A 19984-nucleotide genomic window follows, 5' to 3' on the forward strand; every position below is an offset into this window, starting at 1 on the left:
AGATAAATTTATATATTAGCTTCAAGTCAATAAACGACTTAGACATATGATGTTAATAACAGGAGAATGTATTGGAATTTTTGTATGAGTACGGGTTATTTTTAGCGAAAGCGATCACCTTAGTTATTGCGATTGTCGCAATTGTCACGGTTATTGCTTCTTCAGCAATGAAACCCGCCGGTAAAAAAGGTGAGTTAGAGCTTAACGACTTATCTGAAGAGTTTATCGATGTTGAAGAAGATATTATTCATTACCTCTTATCTAAAGATGAATTAAAAGAAAAAGATAAGAAAGATAAGAAAGCAGCGAAAGAAAAAGCTAAAGCCGATAAGAAAGCAGCAAAATTATCAGCCGATAATGAAGGTTCCATAGTTAAAGCTGAAGCTAGGATTTTTGTTGTTGATTTTAATGGCAGCATTGACGCACGAGAAGTGAGTGCACTACGTGAAGAGATATCAGCAATACTAACGGTTGCAACCCCTGAAGATGAAGTGTTTTTACGTTTAGAAAGCGGTGGTGGCATGGTTCACGGTTATGGCCTAGCAGCTTCACAACTTGACAGACTTCGTCAGCATAATATCCCGTTAACTGCATCAGTTGATAAGGTTGCGGCAAGTGGTGGCTATATGATGGCATGTGTTGCCAATCATATTATCTCTGCACCGTTTGCAATTGTTGGCTCAATCGGTGTTATTGCGCAAGTTCCTAACTTTCATAAACTGCTCAAGAAAAACGATATTGATTACGAACAATTTACTGCTGGCGAGTTCAAACGTACAGTGACTATGTTTGGTGAAAATACCGACAAAGGTCGTGAAAAGTTTTCTGAAGAATTAGAAGAAACACATGTGCTATTTAAAGACTTTGTTCGCGAACGTCGTCCAAGTTTAGATATTGATAAAGTCGCAACAGGCGAACATTGGTTTGGCAGTACCGCGAAAGAGCTTGGTTTAGTTGATGAAATTCAAACCAGTGATGATTTCCTTCAGTCTCGAAGTAAGTCGCACAAAATTATTGCTTTAAGATACGTAATGAAAAAAACCTTAGCGGAAAAGTTTTCAAAAGCTGCATCAATGTCTGTTGATTCTATCTTTAGTAAACTTTGGCAAAATAATCGTATATTTCCAAGTTAACGCATGCATTTTGAGTAAATAAGATCTAAAAAAGGATGCTAATGGCATCCTTTTTTGTTTCTTTACGCTGGGCTATTACAGGTTATTATTTAATTATCCACTTGAGAGAAGTTCTAGAGAAACTTCCTTAAAAGCTTTTAAAGTATACCTATAATTAAGATATGCGCTTACTCAGCAATCAATAGCGACTTTTCAAAGTCATGAGTAGACTTTACTTCTTTATCGCTTATTTGTGTCACTGGCACATTAATATTAGCTGATGCCAACATGGTACTAAAGGTACTCAATTTCATTGAATCAGCGAGACTTTTTTCAGCCGCTAATGTTATTGAAAATTCAGCGACTGTTTCTACTTCTACCAATTCTATGGCTTGAACTTGTGCTACCATCATGGTTGCTGCTACTGTTAATATTGCTACTTTATTAAAAAATTTCATAGGGTCACCCTTAAATTAAACGTTATATCCATATAGATGTTCTGGGACCTTTCTTACTTAATTCTTGAATATGGGTTGGGAATCATACTCAATAGTTAGCCCAATATGTTTGGGATAAAGATGAAGTCCTTCATCTATGAAATGAATTCTACGTTAACTCTGGTAACTTTTGAAATGACAATTTATAATGTTTATCATTAGAAAAACTAATGAATAATAGTTATTTATCATTGTTGCTTATTTATGCATTTATTTTGAATGTCATTACACATAAAAGTTAAGGTTAAAGGTGAATTTTGTCTAACAGGCTACCGCCACTAAAAGCTTTAAGAGTATTTGAGGCATCAGCAAGACAGTTGAGTTTTACTCGCGCTGCTGAAGAATTATTCGTCACTCAGGCGGCAATCAGTCATCAAATAAAATCGCTTGAAGATTTTTTAGGCATAAAGTTATTTATGCGTAAAAATCGTGCTTTGTTGCTTTCGGAAGAAGGACAAGCCTACTACCTTGATATTAAAGATGTCTTTAATGCCATTAACGAAGCAACTGAACGATTGTTTGCCCGTGGTGAAAAAGGCGCGATAACCGTTAGCACCCAACCAAGCTTTGCTATTCAGTGGTTGGTGCCAAGATTAAATGCTTTTTATGCTTTACATCCTGATATCGATGTTCGCATTAAAGCGGTAGATCAACCTGAGAATTCATTGACGGGTGATGTTGATGTAGCGATATATTTTGGCCGCGGTCATTGGGCCGACATTGATGCAGAACAATTACAAAAAGAATACCTTATACCTGTTTGTTCACCTTTATTGTTGCAAGGTAAAAAGCCACTCGATAAAGTCGAAGATTTGATCAACCATACTTTATTGCATGATACTTCTCGCCGTGACTGGAAACGATGGTTCAAACAAGTAAACGTTAAAGCAACCAACGTCAATCATGGACCCATATTCAGTCATTCCGCTATGGTTGTTCAGGCTGCAATGCATGGGCAAGGTGTCGCCTTAGCGCATAGTTTCCTGGCGAAACCTGATATTGATGCCGGTAGGCTTATATGTCCTTTTGAAGATGTTTTAGAAAGTAAAAATGCCTACTACGTCGTGTGTCGAGACCGGCAAGTTGATTTAGGTAAAATTGCAGCATTTCGTGAATGGGTGCTTGATACGGTTGCCCAAGACCAAGAAGAATTAAATGACCAATAAGATGATTAATCTTACTCCAGATATTTCAACTATTATCAGTACCGTAGCAAAGCCTAAAGCTTTGGTTGTTTTTGCTCATGGTGCGGGTGCCGATAAAAGTCATGAATTTATGGAACAAGTCAGTCTGGCTTTAAACCAAAAAAATATCAATGTATTGAGATTTAACTTTTCGTATATGGATGTTCGCTTGGCGCAAGGTAATCGTAGACCACCCGATAGAATGCCAAAATTACTGGAATGTTTTTCCACCGTTATTGACGGGTTAGAAAGTGATTTACCCCTCTTTATCGCGGGGAAATCAATGGGTGGACGTGTCGCTGCGACATTGGCTGGAGATAAAACCGCTAAGTTTTTAGGGGTAATGTGCTTAGGTTACCCGTTTCATCCACAGAAAAAACCTGAAAAATTAAGGTTGGCACCTTTGCAAGAAACACAAATACCTATATTAATTTTACAGGGCACTCGAGATGCTTTAGGTAGCCAAGAAGAAATTGCACAATATGAATTTTCAGAGCGTTGCCACTGTATATTTTTTACCGATGGTGATCATAATTTGAAACCACGAATAAAGTCAGGTTTTACCCACGCTCAACACATACAATCGGCGGTTAATGAAATGGTGAAATTTATTGATGAGCATAAACCAGATGAAACATAGTTGTGTTTATAGAAATTACTTGACCGCCATTATGATATTTATTGGTATCAGTGGCTGTTTTTCTGTATTATTCGGCGCTTGGTTTGCTCATGCTGGGGCAAATTTGCCAAATGAAGTACAATCACGCCTTGCCAATGCATTGCAATATCAATTTTTTCATACTATAGCACTACTTACCGTGGCCATTTGGTTACAAGTTCTAATGAGTAAGCGTCATGGCGCTAAAGTAATTAATCTTTTATATTTATCAGCAAGCTTTTTTATAGCCGGGATTTTATTTTTTAGTGGTGTTTTGTATATAAAAACATTTTTTGATTTTACTGTTATTGGAAAAATAGTTCCATTTGGTGGTATATCATTTGCGCTGGGTTGGTTGTGTATCAGCTGGGCGGGAATTAATAGTACTCTGTGTACTTCAAACACAGACCAAGATCGTTTGTAGGTAAATTAGTTATGACCTCTATTATATTATATTGTCGCCCAGGCTTTGAAAAAGAGTGTGGTGCAGAAATCCAAGAAAAAGCCGCGTGGAATGAAGTGTTTGGCTATTTACAGCTCACTAAAAACGAAGGTTTAGTCTATTTTCATTTAAACAATCCTCAAGACGGTGAAGTTTTAATGGAAAAAATCCCATTGCGCCGTCTGATATTCGCTCGTGATTGGTTTGTTACCGTAACAGATAAAATTGATTTACCTGATTACAATCGTGTTGAAGCTATTACCGAAGTTTTAGGTACCGAATGGCAATATGCTGATTTACGAATGGAAATGCTCGACACAAACGAAGGCAAAGAACTTTCAAAATTCTGTCGTAAGCTGTCAGTACCGCTACGCCAGGCATTACGTAAGAATAAAATTCTTATGGAAAAAGGTGATAACGATGGCGCTATCTTACATGGTCTTTTTCTAAGTGGTAAAGAAGCTATTTTTGGTTTTTCATTAGCCGATAATAGCTCTGTTTATACTATGGGTATTCCAAGGTTGAAGTTTCCAAGCGCTTCACCGAGCCGTTCAACATTAAAATTAGATGAAGCTTTTCTACACTTTGTACCTCGCGATGAGTGGGACGAACGTTTAACATCAGGTCTTAAAGCCGTTGATTTAGGCGCTGCTCCTGGTGGTTGGACTTATCAATTAGTACGTCGTGGTATGATGGTGACAGCTATTGATAATGGCGCTATGGCTGAGTCATTAATGGATACAGGGCAAGTTAAACATCGCATGATGGACGGTTTTAAATATGTACCGATGAAGCAAAATGTTCATTGGTTAGTATGTGACATGATTGAAAAACCTCAGCGCGTTGCTAAGCTAATGGCTGAGTGGTTATTAAAAGGTTACTGTAAAGAAGCTATATTTAATTTAAAGTTGCCAATGAAAGGTCGTTATCAGGAAGTCACTAATGACTTACAAATACTTAAAGATGCTTTTAGTGAGCATAAAGTGAAGTATGAACTCTACGCTAAGCATCTTTATTATGACCGTGAAGAAATAACTGTTCATGCAAGATTATTATCTCCACCGCCAATGAAAGAAGAATAGCACGACTCTTCTTGCATTAAAAAACCGACGTAATGTCGGTTTTTTAATGTCTGTTACAAGCAGGTATTTCTAACAACTTCTAACCCGTTAGGTTTATAAGCGCTCTAATACCGCTTGGGTAAAATCAGTGGTGCCGTGAGTGCCGCCTAAATCGCGAGTTGTTCTATCACCTGTAGCAATGACATCTGTAATTGCATTACGGATCTTACTGGCTTTATCACCCATGTTTAAATATTCAAGCATTTGAATAGCGGCTAATATCACTGAGGTAGGGTTAGCTAAGTTTTTGCCTGCAATATCCGGTGCACTACCATGCACAGCTTCAAAAATAGCGCAGTCGCCACCAATGTTAGCGCCAGGAGCCATACCTAAGCCACCAACTAAACCTGCACACAAGTCAGATAAAATATCACCAAATAAGTTGGTTGTTACAATGACATCGAATTGCTCTGGGTTCATCACTAATTGCATACAACAATTATCAACGATCATTTCTGTCGATTCTATTTGTGGATAGCGGGCAGCAACCTCACGTGCAACTTTTAAAAACAAGCCAGAAGTTGATTTTAAAATATTCGCTTTATGAACAGCTGTTACTTTTTTTCTACCTTCTTTGATAGCCGTTTCATAGGCAAAAATAAGAATGCGTTCAGCACCTTCACGGGTAATTAAACTTTTTGCTTCAGCAACTTCGCCATCATCAGACAATATTTGTCCTAAGCCTGAATACATACCTTCGGTGTTTTCACGTACCGTTATAATGTTTATGTCTTCGTAGCGGGCTTTAGTGCCTTTAAACGATATTACAGGACGAACATTTGCGTAGAGTTGGAAATGCTTACGCAAGGTAACATTGATAGAAGTAAAGCCTTCGCCAACTGGCGTGGTAAGTGGGCCTTTAAGGGCTATTTTATTTTTTTGAATAAGCGCTAAGGTACTTTCTGGGATCAAGTCACCATGATTTTCAAGAGCAGTAAGACCGGCGTCAGCATATTCATATGCAAAATCACATCCGGCTTTGTCTAGTATTTTAATTGTAGCATCGATAATATCGGGACCAATGCCATCGCCGGGGATCACTGTTATGGTTTGTGTAGCCATTTTTCTGCCTTTCAAAAGAGTTTGTCAAATTAGGAAACGGGTGCTGTTATAGCACGCGGTACTTATGTAATCTAGGATAAAACCTTTCAGGAACCCTACATCGTTTGGTTTTACCTGATTGTGTTTTATAGTTGTTAGTATAAAGGATCGTTTAATAAAACGTTATTAGACTTTTGTTTTATTAAAGCTGCTTTCAGCGTTAGTTTATAGTTGCTGAAACTGTTCGTAAGCTGTGTTGCCAATAGCGATAAGTGACCCATTTTTAAATAAAAGTGCGGTACATTCGTCTTGGGTAGTAAACCCATCAGATTTAACGTGCTGAGTACGATAAAATGTCACTTGAAAACTGTTTTCATTAACTTTTTTCGCCTCTGTTATATCTGGGCTGCCTAATTCTTCGATCGCTTGGTCGAAATTAAACTTTTCTAAGGTTAATTTACCTATGTACTGCTTGTTATATGATTCGCGGTCACCCCATTCCATATCAGATGGACTGTCATCATAAAAGTTTACCACTAGGGCAACAAAAACACCGTAAATGGCTAATGCGATTAAGATACGAGAGATGACTTTCTTATTCATTTATTAAAATTTCCGTTAAATTGTTGATCAATATTGAAAGATGAAGCTTAACAACCGCTAATGATTTTAGTTAATTTATACAACGTTTAATACAAATATTTTGTTCACCCCCCTAAGAAGAAAGGCGAATATCTTTCAAATTAAAGCCCAGTGGTATGTCTTTTTTGAGCGTAATAAGCTCTTGGCTGAGTGTAATTTGTTCTTTATGTTCAGCAAGCTTATTGGCTAATGTTGCTTTAATATCAGTTGCTTCAAGTATACTTTTTAATGAGCCATACTGATTTAGTAACTGTGCAGCAGTGACTTGTCCAATCCCCGCAACCCCTGGAATCTTATTGGTATTGTCACCGGTTAATGTCCATAAATCCATAAGCTGTTGTGGCTTAACATTGAATTTACTTAGTACAAAGTTAGTATCAAGATGGCGACGATTAAAGTGATCATAAACACCGATATGTGGACCCAGTAATGAGAGAAAGCCTTTATCTGTCGAAACGATCGTGACATTTTGATCTTTTAATGCCATTTTTACTGCCAATGTCGCAATGATATCGTCAGCTTCATCTTCTTCTGGTATTAATGAATCGACTTGTTGCTTCATTAACTCATCTTGAATATCAGGAAGGCTGGCAGCCAAATGCGCTGCCATTTTTTTTCTGCCTTTCTTATAATCAGGGAATAGTTCGTAACGCCAACAAGGCTTGTCACTGTCAAATACCGCTAAAACATGACTAGGTTGTAGATGTGCAAGTATTTTTGTTAACGCTTGTCCGCAAGCGATCTGGGTATTAAACAGGACTTGTTGTTTGGTGTTTTCTGCAAGCTCGTTATTAAAAAGAAAAGGACGCTCTTGTACTGCGTATATTCTCCTAATTAAATTCAACGCATCAATTAATACAAGATGTGCGGACATTCATTTACCCTTAAATTACTTTATAGCATGGTAGATATTTACTGCCAGGTAGTTTCATTCGCTGTTGCTCAACAAATGACGCCAGTAAATTATCCATTAGTTTCATTATTTTTTTATCGCCAGATATTTCAAAGGGACCATTCTCTCTGATCGCTTTAATACCCTGCGATTTTACGTTACCCGCTACTATAGCAGAAAAAATACGGCGTAAGTTTGCTGCTAATGTCGCTTTGTCTAAATCATAGTTAATTGGCAGGTTAGCAATGTTTTCGTGCGTAGGTTCAAAAGGCTGTTGAAAGTCGGGCTCAATCACTAAAGACCAGTTAAAATGGAAGGCATCACCCGTTTTTTTGCGATAAGTTATGACTTCATTTAATTTATGACGCATGGCTTTAGCTACCGCAATTGGGTCATCAACAATAATTTCATAAAGGTTTTGTGCTTTTTCACCTAAAGTTGCGCCAATAAAGCGATCAACTTGAATAAAGTATTCTGCGCTCTCTTTAGGTCCTGTCAAAATAATAGGCAATTTTTGAGCTTCATTTTTGCTATTAAGCATAATACCTAAAATATAAAGCAATTCTTCGGCGGTTCCTGCGCCCCCAGGGAAAATAACAATACCATGTGACATTCGAACAAACGCTTCTAAACGTTTTTCGATATCAGGCATGATAACTAATTCATTAACGATAGGATTAGGTGGCTCAGCCGCAATAATACTTGGTTCTGTTAAACCAATATAACGACCGTCTTTATTACGCTGTTTTGCATGAGCTATAGTTGCCCCTTTCATTGGACCTTTCATTGCACCAGGGCCACAACCTGTACAGATATTAAAGCCTCGCAGGCCCAATTGATAACCCACTTCCTTAGTGTACTTGTACTCATTGTCGTTTATAGAATGCCCCCCCCAACAAGTGACCAGATTAGGATCGCTTTCAGGGATAATAACATTCGCATTTCGTAAAATATCAAATGTAAGATCTGTTATTTGCTGAGTATGTTTAGCATCGGCTTGGTATCTATTATGGGTAAAAAGAATATCGCGTAACACCGCTGATAAAAGCTCTTGTATACCTTTTATTATTTTACCATCAACGAAGGCATCACCGGGTGGGTTTGTTAAAGATAATTTTACCCCACGTTCGCGGCGCAGAACTTGTATCTCAAAATCTTGAAATTTTTGATATATTTGTTCGGCATCATCGGTATGGCTGCCGGCATTTAATACGGCGAGTGAACAATTTCGATAGACTTGATAAGTTTTACTGTTCGCTGATTTTTGAAGTTGCTCTATTTCTGATTGCGAGAGCAGGTTCATATTGCCAACAGGGTTTATTTGCGTATTCATCATTGAGCTCCTTCAGAAAAATGTAAAGCTAATAACTTGAAACGTGCCAAGATTATTAGCTTTTTATGGGTAATTGCAGAAATAAACGGAATTTTTAGGCGATATTTATAGGTAGACAACGTTGTTTTTGCCTTTTTCTTTTGCTTGATAAAGTGCACCATCTGCTCGTTCAAAAGCCATATGGACATTATCATCTTGTTGGATATGTGTAACGCCAATAGAAATGGTGATGGTCACTTTATTACTTTTAAATTTAAAGGGTAATTTTGCGACTTGTAAGCGCAGTCGGTTAAGTTTCTCAATTAAGTTTTCTTGATTGGTACCAGAGAATACGAGTACAAACTCTTCTCCGCCATAACGTGCAATAAATGCGTCACTACCTATGTGTTTTTTTAAGGTACTAGAAATGACTTGTAAGGTTTTATCGCCAGCAGTGTGGCCGTAGGTATCATTAATACGCTTAAAGTTATCAAGGTCCATAACCACAATAGCCAAATCGAAATTTTTATTATGAAAACTCACCATTTCTCTAGCGAAGTATTCATCAAATGCGGCGCGATTGTTGAGCTTAGTCAAGGCGTCTTGTAAGCTTCTGGCTTGTTGATCTTGAATGCGTTTTTCAAAGTTTCGGCTATGTCTTTCTAATAATTTGACCTTTTCAGTCATTGACGATAATTGGCCGTGTAAAGCATCTTGTTGTTCATGTTCAAAGGTTGTTTTCTTTACAAGTGTGCTGGCAATAAGTTTTAACTTAGCATTAATATCAACTTTTATATCCGCTAGAGACGTGGCTTTATCTAAACCATTAGCCATATCTACAATCTGTTTTTGCAACTGTTCATTTAATAAATCATGTTGTGATTGAGATGCTTTGCAACTGTTTAGTGTTGTCTTTACTGCGGACTGCACGGTTGTTAAGGTTTCGCTTAGTGTTGAAAGAAATACTTTTGCAGTATTTCTTTCATCGTTCAAATCTTCAATGATCACATCAAATACGGCCAAAAAACTGTCCAATAAGTTGTTGTTTGATAAACCTTCATTGAGCTGAGACTTTATCACAGCGATATCTTTTGCATGTTTATCTGAGACAACTAAGTCGGCAATAATTGCTTCAAAACGAGCGATGTATTTCAACTCGGCATCGTTATTAACTTCAACCGTTTTTGTTGTTAAATTCTGTTGTCCTGATAATCCCCCCACAGGAGCAGCGTCAAGAAACTTTGCTGCTAAGGCGTCATCGTAAAAGGTTAATAACTGACTTAACAAGGGAACATATTGTATAACAGCATCTTTGGGATCTTTTGACTCCGTGATAAAACTGCGTAATTTACGTCGTAAGTCAGCAGGTAAGCCATTGATTTTTTGCAAAGCTAAACCAGCGATATGGAATTTTTCGTGCAATTGGTTAAGATTTGAAATATTTATTTGAGATTGCTGTTGTAGTAAAAGTGAAGTTGCGGCTATGTGTGCTTGAATGTCAGCAAGTGGCGCCAACTGTTTGAGTAAAAGTCGTAACTTAGCCAACTTATGATCTAACGTAATATCCATGCCCTTGCATACAAGAGAAAGCTTTTCAATAAAGGTTATTAACAGTGAAGACTGTGAGCTCAGGTCTTTTTCTACGTCGGCACGTGAAGTAATGGCGAGTTCGAGTTTTTTCTTTAGTAACGCTATTTCTTTGTTGGCGGCTGGGTTATTGCTCATAAAAAACGGTCTTCCGTAAAGTACTTTATCGGCTAATGGACTTGATACATTTGCATTGAGTATAGCTAAATATAGTTAATATAAAAATGAATACACTTTTAAATTATATGACTTAATAGTAAACCTAAGATGCTAAAAAGTCAGCATTGATAATGATTTATAATTGATTTATAGTTGATTTATAGTTGATTTAACTCAAATAATGCTTATTGTCTTAGCGTTCTTCCGGTTGGTGCGTGTAAGGTAGACGTCGATCGAAATGGATTTATGTCTAAACCGCCTCGTCTGGTGTAGCGTGCAAAAACAGTCAACTCAGTCACTTGACAATATTTCATTAAATCACAATATATTCTTTCAACACATTGTTCGTGAAACTCATTATGTTGCCTAAATGATATTAAGTAAGCTAGCAAAGCGCTTGGTGAAATTTTTTGACCGCTGTATTGAATATAAATACTTGCCCAATCGGGTTGATTAGTAATTAAACAGTTAGATTTTAATAAATGGCTGACTAAAGATTCATTCTTGACCGTTTTTCCTGCAATATTTGCATTGTTGAGCAGCTTTGGATCAAGTTGATAGTTATCAATATCAAGTTCAACATCATCTATACATAGAGTGTTTTCAGAAAAAATTTGATGATTTATTTCCAGAGCAGGGCAATTATCAACAGGAAATAGCTTTACGCCCGCTTTGCCTTTAGCGGTATTGGATAGATCTTTAATTAAGCAATCTTCAACCTCTTGCCAAGATGAAAACCGACTCTGATTAAAGCTATTTAAATACAATTTAAATGACTTTGACTCAACTATGTTTGTGCTGGTGCAAGGAAAACGAAATTCTGCAACAGCAACAACGGGTTTACCTGTGCTATTGAGCCACGAAATTTCATAGGCATACCAGACATCTTCGCCAATAAAGGGTAAGCTTTCAGCGTGAATAGCTAAACTGTCTCTATTTAAAGTTCGAGGTACCGCTTGCAAGAGTTCTGGGTTATATTCACTACAATAATTAGTGGCTTTTCCAAGTGTTAATTGGCTTAATACTTTTGCGTTTTTATAATTTGTCATACAATGGCTAGTCTAGTCTATTGGTTATGTGTCATTACATTTTAAAGGATCTTTTTAACAGATGAAATCATCACCATGCGAGTTAATGCAATCTTTATCATTATTTTCACAAAAATATTTATCACAATACCAAGAACGCTACCAACATTTACCGCTTATAGAAAAAGACGAGGAATGGCCTTCTCCATGTTTATCAGATGATTATGATGAAAATCATCAATATTGGCAACCTTGTGAAATCAGCGACCCGATTAACTTTGATAATGTTGAAAAAGCGTTAGAAATAACAATACACGCTGATTTTAAAATCTATTTCACCAGTTTGTACAGCGACACCTTAGATGCGAGCTGTGAGGAAGGCGCTTTATCACTACTTTTTGCTTGGAGCAAAGATGACTTCCAACGTTTACAAGAGAATGTGATAGGGCATATATTAATGAAGCAGAAATTAAAACAACCATTGACTTTATTTTTTGCTTTGACCGACGACGATAATATGATTTTAAGTGTCAACAATGACAACGGGGAGATCTGGGTCGAAAAAGTAGGTGCTAAAGCGCATAAGAAAGTGGCCGACTCACTGGTTAGCTTTATTAATATGCTCAGCCCTAGAATTCCTTAACTTATACTTATTTTAGGCTAATGATCAGGGCTTTTAGCTCTGCTAATTCAGTTTCTATTGGCGCTAATGCCGTTGCTATTGCTTTAGCTATCACCATCTCTATTTCTGGAGAGTTCAAGGCTAGCGTTTTATTTTCTTCAACAAGCTTCTCAGTTTCACCGGTTAATTTGCTCAGCTTAGGGTCATGGGTCCAATTTCTTAATATTGATATAAGGGTTGGCAGTGGAACTGGTTTTTTTAGCCTGGTTTTAAGTAAGGCTACCGTTGGCTTTTTACCTTGATTAGCTAATTGATTAGCGATGATTGTTATTTCGTCAGTTATGGTCATAAATTTATAATTACTTGTCAAAGAGGCTATGTTTTAGCGAATATCACAAGATATGTTCGCTGTGTTTACTTGATTTTTATTTTATTTATATATATATCAATGTGTTGCCAAGTTGGTTTGTCACTTGCTATTAAGTAAGTTGTAGACCAATAACGTTGTTTAAATTATATAAAATAATTATACATAAAATATCAATTAGGGAAACTTATGAAAAAATCAATTATAGCATTACTTATTGTGGCACCTTTAACTTTATCATTAACGGGATGTGTTATTGCTGTTGGTGGCGGTGATGAAGGGCATTCAATGTCAACTTCGTTTGGCGATCGTGAATATGAAAACCGTAAGAAAATTGACAAGATTCCATTAAATGCCAGCTATAGCGATGTTAAGCAAAAGCTAGGGCTTGGCGACTTCAATGAAAAATATCAAATAGGCGGTAAAGAAATACAGGTTCTCTTTTATCGTACTCATCGCGTACATAAAGATGATTTAACCACTAAGGACGAGTGTACATATTTACATTTTGTTAATGGTGATTTATTAGAAACAGGTAATGGTGCAGATTATAGGCGCAAAATTTCAGGTTAATCGTTATTGCTAAATAGTATAAAGGTAACCGCTAGTGTTACCTTTATAACTAAACCCTATGTTTTTACTCTAGCTGCACTTGCTATAGACGGTTTATTATTAAATATTTGTCTTAATAAAATAGCTTCAAAGCGTTGGAGTTTTGTTTGACCTTATTCGTTTTTTACTGCTATGGTGATGTAATAAAAATAATAAATGCAAGGATGACAAGGTATGTCAGAAGTAATACGTGATAAAAAAAATCTTGATATAAAAGCCGCTTATTTGTCAGGTGAAGATTTAAAACTCGCTGCCTCTTTACTGTATCAAGCTTATCATGATGATCCTGTTTTTTTAGAAATATTTTCCAATGAAAACAATGATTACGAACAAAAATTGCGCGCAGCCATTCGAGAAGAGTTAAGTGCTTTTTGGCATGCTAAACAACCTATGGTTGGCTTATACTTGGGGGAGGCAATGGTAGGTGTTGCTTGTTTAAATAGCCCAGACGAAAGTGTTAGTTCAGAGCGATTTTGGCACTGGCGTTTGAAGATGATGTTAGGTGCTGGCTACTTTAGTACCAAACAGATGATTGAAAAAGAAAAAATAGTACTTGCTGCTGTACCAATGAAGAAATTTCATATGCTTGCCTTTATTGCAATTCATCCCTTACATCAACATCATGGTTTTGGTCATTACCTTATGGCAGCCGTCAATACAATATTAGAAGAACACTCTGCAAGTGAGGGGGTTGCTGTTTATGCGACAACAAAGAAATATCAACAATTTTTTAAGGAAGTTGATTATGAACTGGTTAAAGAGCTCTCTATTGGCAATGTTTCGGGTTCACTGATGGTTCATTACAGAAGTAAAAGTTAAACCGAATCTCTTCATCAACTTTAGATAAATACCGAATTAATATTTGGTATTTTTTTATTTAATTTAAGGTGTTTTTTTACCTGTTCTAAAAATTTAGCGGTTGTATTTTAAAAGTAGCCAATGTTATATTTTACTGACTAATCGAATTTTTGTACCTTAACTATCTATTTTAACTAACAAAAAATGTTCAAATACTAAGTGTAAGCTGTAGCGTTTTGCTCAATATTTTTGTTAAGGTCATTATTGTCAGTGAATAGCAGTTAATAGGACATGCATTGCAAAATTAAGGAGTTTATATGAAGTTTGAAGCAGCACAGGAAAATATGCGCTTTTCATATTTTGGTGGTGGAGTCGGTGTATTAGTTTCTGGTTTAATTTGGTGTGCTGCAGGTTCAGTTGCATTAATGCATTCGAATCAATTGAGTATGCTAGCATTGTTCTTTGGCGGTATGTTTATCCATCCGTTAGCGATGCTATTGTCAAAATACTTTAAACGTCCTGGCAATCACCATCCTAAAAATCCGCTTGGCAAACTGGCATTAGAAAGTACGATTATCTTATTTGTCGGTTTATTTTTGGCTTTCTATGTAGCAAAGCTGCAAGTTGAATGGTTTTATCCAATCATGCTGATGATCATTGGTGTACGTTATTTAGTGTTTAATACGCTGTATGGCTTAAAAATATATTGGCTTTTAGGAAGCGTGCTGATATTTTCAGGTATGCTATGTATACTGTTAGGTGCTAATTTTATTATTGGCGCATTTATTGGTGGAGCAACAGAAATTGTCTTCTCACTTGTGATCATTAATCAATCGAAATGTTTGGTTTTAAACGCCACTTAGTTGCTCACTCCCACCTCGCCATTATTTGATGATTTGTTGATCTCCACTAAGCACGAACTTTTATGCTATAGGCGGCGAACTGTCGTCAAATTATGCTTCATTTACCTTATCATTTTGGAAAAACAATGGAAGAACTCAATAAACAATTAGATTTTATTATTGAATTAGATAGGCTCAAAGGAATTTATCGACAAGCGCTGGTCAAGTCTGATAAAAATAGATTTGAGAACAGTGCAGAGCACAGTTGGCATATTTCATTAACGGCTGAAATACTTCAAGAATATGCGGTAGAAAAAGTCAATATAGCACGAGTGATGAGTATGTTACTTATTCACGATATTGTCGAGATAGATGCAGGGGATATGTTTGCTTTTTCCGATAAACAAGCACTAGCAGAGCAACAAGAAAAAGAAATTGCTGCAGCAACCCGTATTTTTGGTTTATTACCAGAGAAACAGTTTCAAACTTTTAATGCCTTATGGACAGAGTTCGAAAAAGCTGAAACTGTTGATGCTCGATTTGCTAAAGCCATGGACAGCGTCTTACCCTTTTTACAAAATATAAAGAATGAGGGGGGCAGTTGGGTTAAGCACAAGGTTAAAAAATCACAGGTACTAAAACGTAATAGTTTTCTTGAAGGGCTCGCTCCTCAGTTATGGTTATATGTTTGTCAGCAAATTGATAATGCGGTAGAGCAAGGTTGGTTGTTGGACGAGTAATCAGCATAGCTAATCAGTAAAGTATTACGCTGTTTAATTACACAAGCTATTATTTATATTGTCGATAATAATTGTTCGAGCAATTATTACAACGTGGCATGCTCAAGGATAATGTAGTGAAAATATATGCGGATATTCAGTTAGGTAATTGTTATAAAATTAAGCTTGTTACCTCGATTTTACAGATAGAGCATGAGTGGATTAATATTAATATACTTGCAGGCGAGAGTGGCACAACGTCGTTTTTGAAAAAGAACCCAACAGGAAAAATCCCGTTACTTGAGCTTGATGATGGACGTTTTTTATCAGAATCTAACGCTATTTTGAATTACCTTACCTCAGGTTCATCACTGTTACCTAAAGATAGATTTGAAAATGCAAAGGTACAGCAGTGGCAATTTTTTGAACAATATAGCCATGAGCCATTTATTGCTGTTGCTAGGTTTATTGCTAAATATCTTGGTTTACCTGATAACCGTAAAGCGGAATATCAATCCAAACAAGAAGGGGGTGATAAAGCACTAAGAATTATGGAAAAGCAATTGAAAATAACACCCTATCTTGTCGGGAGCACATTGACTACCGCTGATATTTCACTTTATGGATATACACACGTAGCAGAAGAGGGTGGTTTTAATCTGCTTGAATATCCTGCTATTCAAATGTGGATCAATAGGGTACAAGCACACCCCAACTATACAGCTATGGCGTAACATCATTGTGGAGAACCATGAAGTTTGAGATAAAGATAACGTTTGTCAACACTGCAAAGCTATGCTGTTTATTACGGTATTCGAAAATTATTTACACAAGGATTAACTATGATAGATTTTAAAAACTCTTCGGTGTTCAAATTAAAACCAATAGAAATCGAAGATGCGAGAGAAGACTTTCACAAGTTTATGATTGAGGGTGAGTCAATTTTTGCCGCTTTTAAAAGTATTAGAGATCAAGTGGTATTCACGAATAAACGCATTATTGCCGCCAATGTTCAGGGAATTACCGGCTCTAAGGTCGACTATACTTCTTTGCCTTATAGCAAAATACAGGCTTTTTCAGTTGAGTCATCAGGCACTTTAGATTTGGATTGTGAAATAGAAGTCTATGTCAGTGAACTCGGTATGGCTAAATTTGAGATTAAAGGTTCTTTCGATCTTATCCAATTTAATCAGCATATTAGTCAACACGTACTTGCGTAAATTCATTGTTATTGACAAATTAATAGTGAGTTTGTTGGTTAATATTTTAGCTAACTGCCCCTCTAACTATTAATAGCTATCACTAAGGCGAAATTATGAAACTGCTTTATGCTCACGAAAACCATTTTATGGTTAACAATGTTAAAAACCTTATTGAGGCACAACAAATAAGTTGCTTTATTAAAAATGAATTTGCTCAAGGAGCCGTAGGTGAAATATCAGCGTTTGACGCTTGGCCAGAAGTTTGGCTTGTTAATGAGGCTGATTTTGAACGTGCAACGACGATATTAACGTCATATCAGCAGGCTAATAAAGGCGAAGACTGGCTGTGTAAAAGCTGCGCTGAAACAAATGATCCCTCCTTTGAGATATGCTGGAACTGTCAGCATGAACATAAAGGGTCGCTTTAAAGAAGCTCTTTAAGTTCGAACATTGTTTTTATAATAATATATTAGCCAACAATTATCAGCGACTTCTTTAGGCTACTCACTTAGGATATTGAAATGACACCAGGAATCAATGTAGCTAAAAAAAACAAAGTTTCACATAAAATACATGAGTATTCTCATGATGAAACCACGGAGTCCTATGGACTCGAAGCGGCCGAAAAATTAGGTGTCATCGAACAACGAATATTCAAAACTTTAGTGGTAATGCTAGATGATAAAACCTTAGCCGTAGGCATTATTCCGGTTTCCGCTATGCTTAGTATGAAGCTTATTGCAAAAGCTGTTGGAGCTAAAAAAGCTAATATGGCTGATAAGTCTGATGTTGAACGTTCAACGGGGTATGTTCTTGGAGGAGTAAGTCCACTTGGGCAAAAAAAAGCACTGAAAACAATTGTTGACGCCTCAGCTAACCATTACGCCTCTATCTATGTCAGTGCAGGTCGGCGAGGATTAGAAATAGAATTGAGCCCCGCCGACTTAATAAAGCTCACGAATGGAATGCTAACGAAAATTTGTCAGTGATAACATTAATAAATTATTAAAAATAATAACTTAAGTCTCGATTATTCAGCTTTTCATTCAGTTTTTACTGGTATACCACTGATTCTCATAGGCTAAACTTCCCCATAAAGCATGGGCTGAAGCGATTTCAGCAAGTTTCGAGTTAATTGCTTTAGGTACTAGTTTCTTTTCCTTTAAAGAATAGCCAAAATTTACAGGTGGCTTTTGTGGTTGCAGTATTGTGACATCATCATCGGTCATATAGGCAAAGTTATCGGCATATTGCATCATTGCCCTTCCTCGGGCCAGGGTATTGTTTAAATCACGGCCAATCATAGGGGAATCGTTAGTTACCCGCATTAATGACAGCAAGGTCGGAGCAAGGTCGATTTGACTTACTATTCTTTCATCAGATAAATGTTTATTGCCTGAATTAAGAATAACAGCTGGAATATGAAAGTTTTTAATAGGAACAAGGTCGTTTCCTAACGCTCTAGCATCATGGTCAGCAACAATAATAAATATAGTGTCTTGCCAATAAGGTTGTTTTTTTGCTTGGTCGATAAACTTACCCAAAGCATAGTCTGCATATTGGATCGCTTGATGGCGCAATAGTTCTTTTGAGTCGTACTGAGCTAATTGCGCTGGTGAATATGCCAGTGGGGTTATTTTACCTGAGGGTATTTCAAAAGGATCATGATTACTGGATGAAAAAATAAAACTTAAAAAAGGCTTATCACCTTTGTGTAATTTACTTAATTCGATATCTGCTTGATTAAACAAGTCTTCATCACTGGCTCCCCACGAACCGACAAACTGAGGGTTTTTTATATCTTTAAAATCAACTATATCGCTAAAGCCATTACCTAAAAAGAAACCTTTCATATTATCAAAATGGCTTTCACCGCCATAAATAAATTGTGTAGTGTAATTATTTCTTTCTAGTAAACTTGCGATGGTGAAGAAGCCATGCTGAGATTTATCAAGCTTGACTACTGCTCGAGCTGGCGTTGGTGTGAACCCAGTAATAACCGCTTCAATGCCTCTTACAGACCGTGTACCGGTAGCATATAAATTTTTGAACGTTCAGCCTTCAGTATTTAATTTATCAATTTCAGGCGTAAGTGGTAACCCTCCTAATGAAGAAACAAATTGTGCGCCTAAACTCTCTTCTAAAATTATCACTAAATTTTTAGGTTTTCCTTGGTAAACCGGTGCTCTAGCACTAAAAGAAGGTTGCGCATTATTATTAAAAACTTGTGTATTTCAGCCAGTCTCCTGGCGAACAAGTTTAATTACTTGTTCTGTAGCCATAGTGCCATAAAGTTTTGACGCATATTTTTCATTACCAAATTGTTTATAAGCATGAGCAACACTATAGATTGAATTTAAGGTTAATGAATTAATCAGTGGGTCGGTAGAAAAATAAACGAATGACGGGTTAATAGGACGATGACCTACAGTACCTCTGGCGCAGAGAAAAAGGATAATAAAGAGCATAATAAATGATACGGATGATGATGGCAGCGTTACAGCAATGATGGGTTTGTTGGTACGAGTGAGTTTACCGACCGTGCGCCAAATGAAAGGACTAGGCACTATTATTAAGGTACATACCACGACTATGGTCAATAAGTGTCCATTGAATAACATTTTCATGACTTCATCAGGATAAGCTAAATATTCGATGAATAACCTGTTAGGTCTAAATCCATATTCATTAATAAATGCAGGCGTGGCAAGCTCAAAAAAGAGCACGGCCATAAAAATAAAGAAAAACATTGCTCTTAACGCGCTAAGCCATCTGCTTTGCAACTTAGACCGCATTAGCAAGGGATGAACTATTCCAGGTAAAATTAATAGATAACCTAGCGTGCTTAAGTCGATTTTTAGCCCATTAAGTATCAGGGTAACCATACTGCCAAAATCGGTAAAACGCTCAATTTGCCAAACCGCAAAGCCAAGCCTAGCGACAAAAAGTGTAAAAATTAATAATAATGCAAACAATAAAAATGGACGAACTAAAGCGGTTGTAGAGGTAAACATCGTTATTAATATCTCTAATAAAACACGATACTTACCTTAAAATATAAAACTTAAGGAAAGCTTAAGTTAAACTGAAGTTAAGCTTTATGAGCATTACAGAATTATTATTAGCTAAATGCTAAATGCTAAATGC

At 36.7% G+C, this 19984-nt stretch carries 22 protein-coding genes and 1 pseudogene; 14 read left to right on the top strand and 9 right to left on the bottom strand.

The features are described from left to right. Window positions 1-71 precede the first annotated feature (71 nt). Complete coding sequence (gene sohB / locus H4J67_RS14090) at window positions 72-1133, top strand: protease SohB (protein ID WP_182204077.1); 1062 nt, start codon at window positions 72-74, stop codon at window positions 1131-1133. A 167-nt stretch (window positions 1134-1300) separates the two neighbouring features. Here sohB and H4J67_RS14095 read toward each other — a convergent pair whose 3' ends face one another. Then, window positions 1301-1570 carry a hypothetical protein gene (locus H4J67_RS14095; RefSeq protein ID WP_182173141.1) on the bottom strand — a complete coding sequence of 90 codons (270 nt, stop codon included), beginning with the start codon at window positions 1568-1570 and terminating at the stop codon, window positions 1301-1303. A 296-nt stretch (window positions 1571-1866) separates the two neighbouring features. Here H4J67_RS14095 and H4J67_RS14100 point away from each other — a divergent pair, with 296 nt between their 5' ends. The 4 genes from H4J67_RS14100 to rlmM are packed head-to-tail and all read left to right on the top strand — an operon-like array spanning window position 1867 to window position 4975. Then, on the top strand, window positions 1867-2775 hold the full coding sequence (locus tag H4J67_RS14100; protein WP_182204079.1) for a transcriptional regulator GcvA: 909 nt from the start codon (window positions 1867-1869) through the stop codon (window positions 2773-2775). Then, complete coding sequence (locus tag H4J67_RS14105; RefSeq protein ID WP_220471656.1) at window positions 2765-3433, top strand: alpha/beta family hydrolase; 669 nt, start codon at window positions 2765-2767, stop codon at window positions 3431-3433. The genes H4J67_RS14100 and H4J67_RS14105 overlap by 11 nt, the downstream gene beginning before the upstream one ends. 19 nt (window positions 3434-3452) lie before the next feature. After that, window positions 3453-3875, top strand: a complete 423-nt coding sequence (locus H4J67_RS14110) for a DUF423 domain-containing protein (RefSeq protein ID WP_259368612.1) — start codon at window positions 3453-3455, stop codon at window positions 3873-3875. An 11-nt stretch (window positions 3876-3886) separates the two neighbouring features. Continuing rightward, window positions 3887-4975, top strand: coding sequence for a 23S rRNA (cytidine(2498)-2'-O)-methyltransferase RlmM (gene rlmM, locus H4J67_RS14115; RefSeq protein ID WP_070376245.1), 1089 nt, complete (start codon window positions 3887-3889; stop codon window positions 4973-4975). A 93-nt stretch (window positions 4976-5068) separates the two neighbouring features. Here rlmM and H4J67_RS14120 read toward each other — a convergent pair whose 3' ends face one another. From H4J67_RS14120 to queF, 6 genes are all read right to left on the bottom strand, one after another. Then, window positions 5069-6076 (bottom strand): isocitrate dehydrogenase, encoded by a 1008-nt coding sequence (locus tag H4J67_RS14120; protein WP_182204082.1) that lies wholly within the window; start codon window positions 6074-6076, stop codon window positions 5069-5071. 204 nt (window positions 6077-6280) lie between these two features. Beyond that, window positions 6281-6658 (bottom strand): DUF3192 domain-containing protein, encoded by a 378-nt coding sequence (locus H4J67_RS14125; protein ID WP_070376247.1) that lies wholly within the window; start codon window positions 6656-6658, stop codon window positions 6281-6283. A gap of 112 nt (window positions 6659-6770) precedes the next feature. Then, entirely contained in the window at window positions 6771-7571 is an 801-nt protein-coding gene (gene xni, locus H4J67_RS14130) for a flap endonuclease Xni (protein WP_182173123.1), read from the bottom strand. A gap of 10 nt (window positions 7572-7581) precedes the next feature. After that, the gene (ppnN, locus tag H4J67_RS14135) at window positions 7582-8922 is read right to left on the bottom strand and encodes a nucleotide 5'-monophosphate nucleosidase PpnN (protein WP_182173319.1); all 1341 of its coding nucleotides are present in this window, start codon (window positions 8920-8922) and stop codon (window positions 7582-7584) included. 105 nt (window positions 8923-9027) lie between these two features. Next, a complete protein-coding gene (locus H4J67_RS14140) occupies window positions 9028-10626 on the bottom strand; it encodes a GGDEF domain-containing protein (protein WP_182204083.1) in 1599 nt (532 codons plus the stop codon). 206 nt (window positions 10627-10832) lie between these two features. Continuing rightward, complete coding sequence (gene queF / locus H4J67_RS14145; protein ID WP_182173116.1) at window positions 10833-11696, bottom strand: NADPH-dependent 7-cyano-7-deazaguanine reductase QueF; 864 nt, start codon at window positions 11694-11696, stop codon at window positions 10833-10835. Between the two features lie 61 nt (window positions 11697-11757). Here queF and syd point away from each other — a divergent pair, with 61 nt between their 5' ends. Continuing rightward, window positions 11758-12318 (top strand): SecY-interacting protein, encoded by a 561-nt coding sequence (gene syd, locus H4J67_RS14150; RefSeq protein ID WP_182173113.1) that lies wholly within the window; start codon window positions 11758-11760, stop codon window positions 12316-12318. A gap of 7 nt (window positions 12319-12325) precedes the next feature. Here syd and H4J67_RS14155 read toward each other — a convergent pair whose 3' ends face one another. Then, on the bottom strand, window positions 12326-12646 hold the full coding sequence (locus tag H4J67_RS14155) for a hypothetical protein (RefSeq protein WP_182173110.1): 321 nt from the start codon (window positions 12644-12646) through the stop codon (window positions 12326-12328). A gap of 207 nt (window positions 12647-12853) precedes the next feature. Here H4J67_RS14155 and H4J67_RS14160 point away from each other — a divergent pair, with 207 nt between their 5' ends. The 8 genes from H4J67_RS14160 to ybaK all read left to right on the top strand — a co-directional run bounded on the left by H4J67_RS14160 (window position 12854) and on the right by ybaK (window position 17826). Beyond that, entirely contained in the window at window positions 12854-13237 is a 384-nt protein-coding gene (locus H4J67_RS14160) for a DUF3192 domain-containing protein (RefSeq protein WP_182204084.1), read from the top strand. 213 nt (window positions 13238-13450) lie between these two features. After that, a complete protein-coding gene (locus H4J67_RS14165; protein ID WP_182173105.1) occupies window positions 13451-14095 on the top strand; it encodes a GNAT family N-acetyltransferase in 645 nt (214 codons plus the stop codon). A 296-nt stretch (window positions 14096-14391) separates the two neighbouring features. Then, entirely contained in the window at window positions 14392-14937 is a 546-nt protein-coding gene (locus H4J67_RS14170) for a DUF7010 family protein (RefSeq protein ID WP_182173102.1), read from the top strand. A 125-nt stretch (window positions 14938-15062) separates the two neighbouring features. Further along, entirely contained in the window at window positions 15063-15656 is a 594-nt protein-coding gene (locus tag H4J67_RS14175; RefSeq protein WP_182173099.1) for an HD family hydrolase, read from the top strand. 116 nt (window positions 15657-15772) lie between these two features. Then, on the top strand, window positions 15773-16369 hold the full coding sequence (locus H4J67_RS14180; RefSeq protein ID WP_182204085.1) for a glutathione S-transferase family protein: 597 nt from the start codon (window positions 15773-15775) through the stop codon (window positions 16367-16369). A gap of 108 nt (window positions 16370-16477) precedes the next feature. Next, the gene (locus H4J67_RS14185; RefSeq protein ID WP_182173093.1) at window positions 16478-16855 is read left to right on the top strand and encodes a PH domain-containing protein; all 378 of its coding nucleotides are present in this window, start codon (window positions 16478-16480) and stop codon (window positions 16853-16855) included. A gap of 95 nt (window positions 16856-16950) precedes the next feature. Further along, window positions 16951-17265 carry a DUF2007 domain-containing protein gene (locus tag H4J67_RS14190; RefSeq protein WP_182173090.1) on the top strand — a complete coding sequence of 105 codons (315 nt, stop codon included), beginning with the start codon at window positions 16951-16953 and terminating at the stop codon, window positions 17263-17265. Window positions 17266-17358: 93 nt separating this feature from the next. After that, window positions 17359-17826: a Cys-tRNA(Pro) deacylase gene (gene ybaK, locus H4J67_RS14195; protein ID WP_182173087.1), complete on the top strand. Its 468-nt coding sequence runs from the start codon at window positions 17359-17361 to the stop codon at window positions 17824-17826. 57 nt (window positions 17827-17883) lie between these two features. Here the strand turns inward: ybaK and H4J67_RS14200 are convergent. Further along, a pseudogene (locus tag H4J67_RS14200) lies at window positions 17884-19851 on the bottom strand (LTA synthase family protein). Between the last annotated feature and the right edge of the window lie 133 nt (window positions 19852-19984).

Origin of the sequence: Colwellia sp. BRX10-4 (assembly GCF_014077465.1) — a bacterium.
Taxonomy (GTDB): domain Bacteria; phylum Pseudomonadota; class Gammaproteobacteria; order Enterobacterales; family Alteromonadaceae; genus Colwellia_A.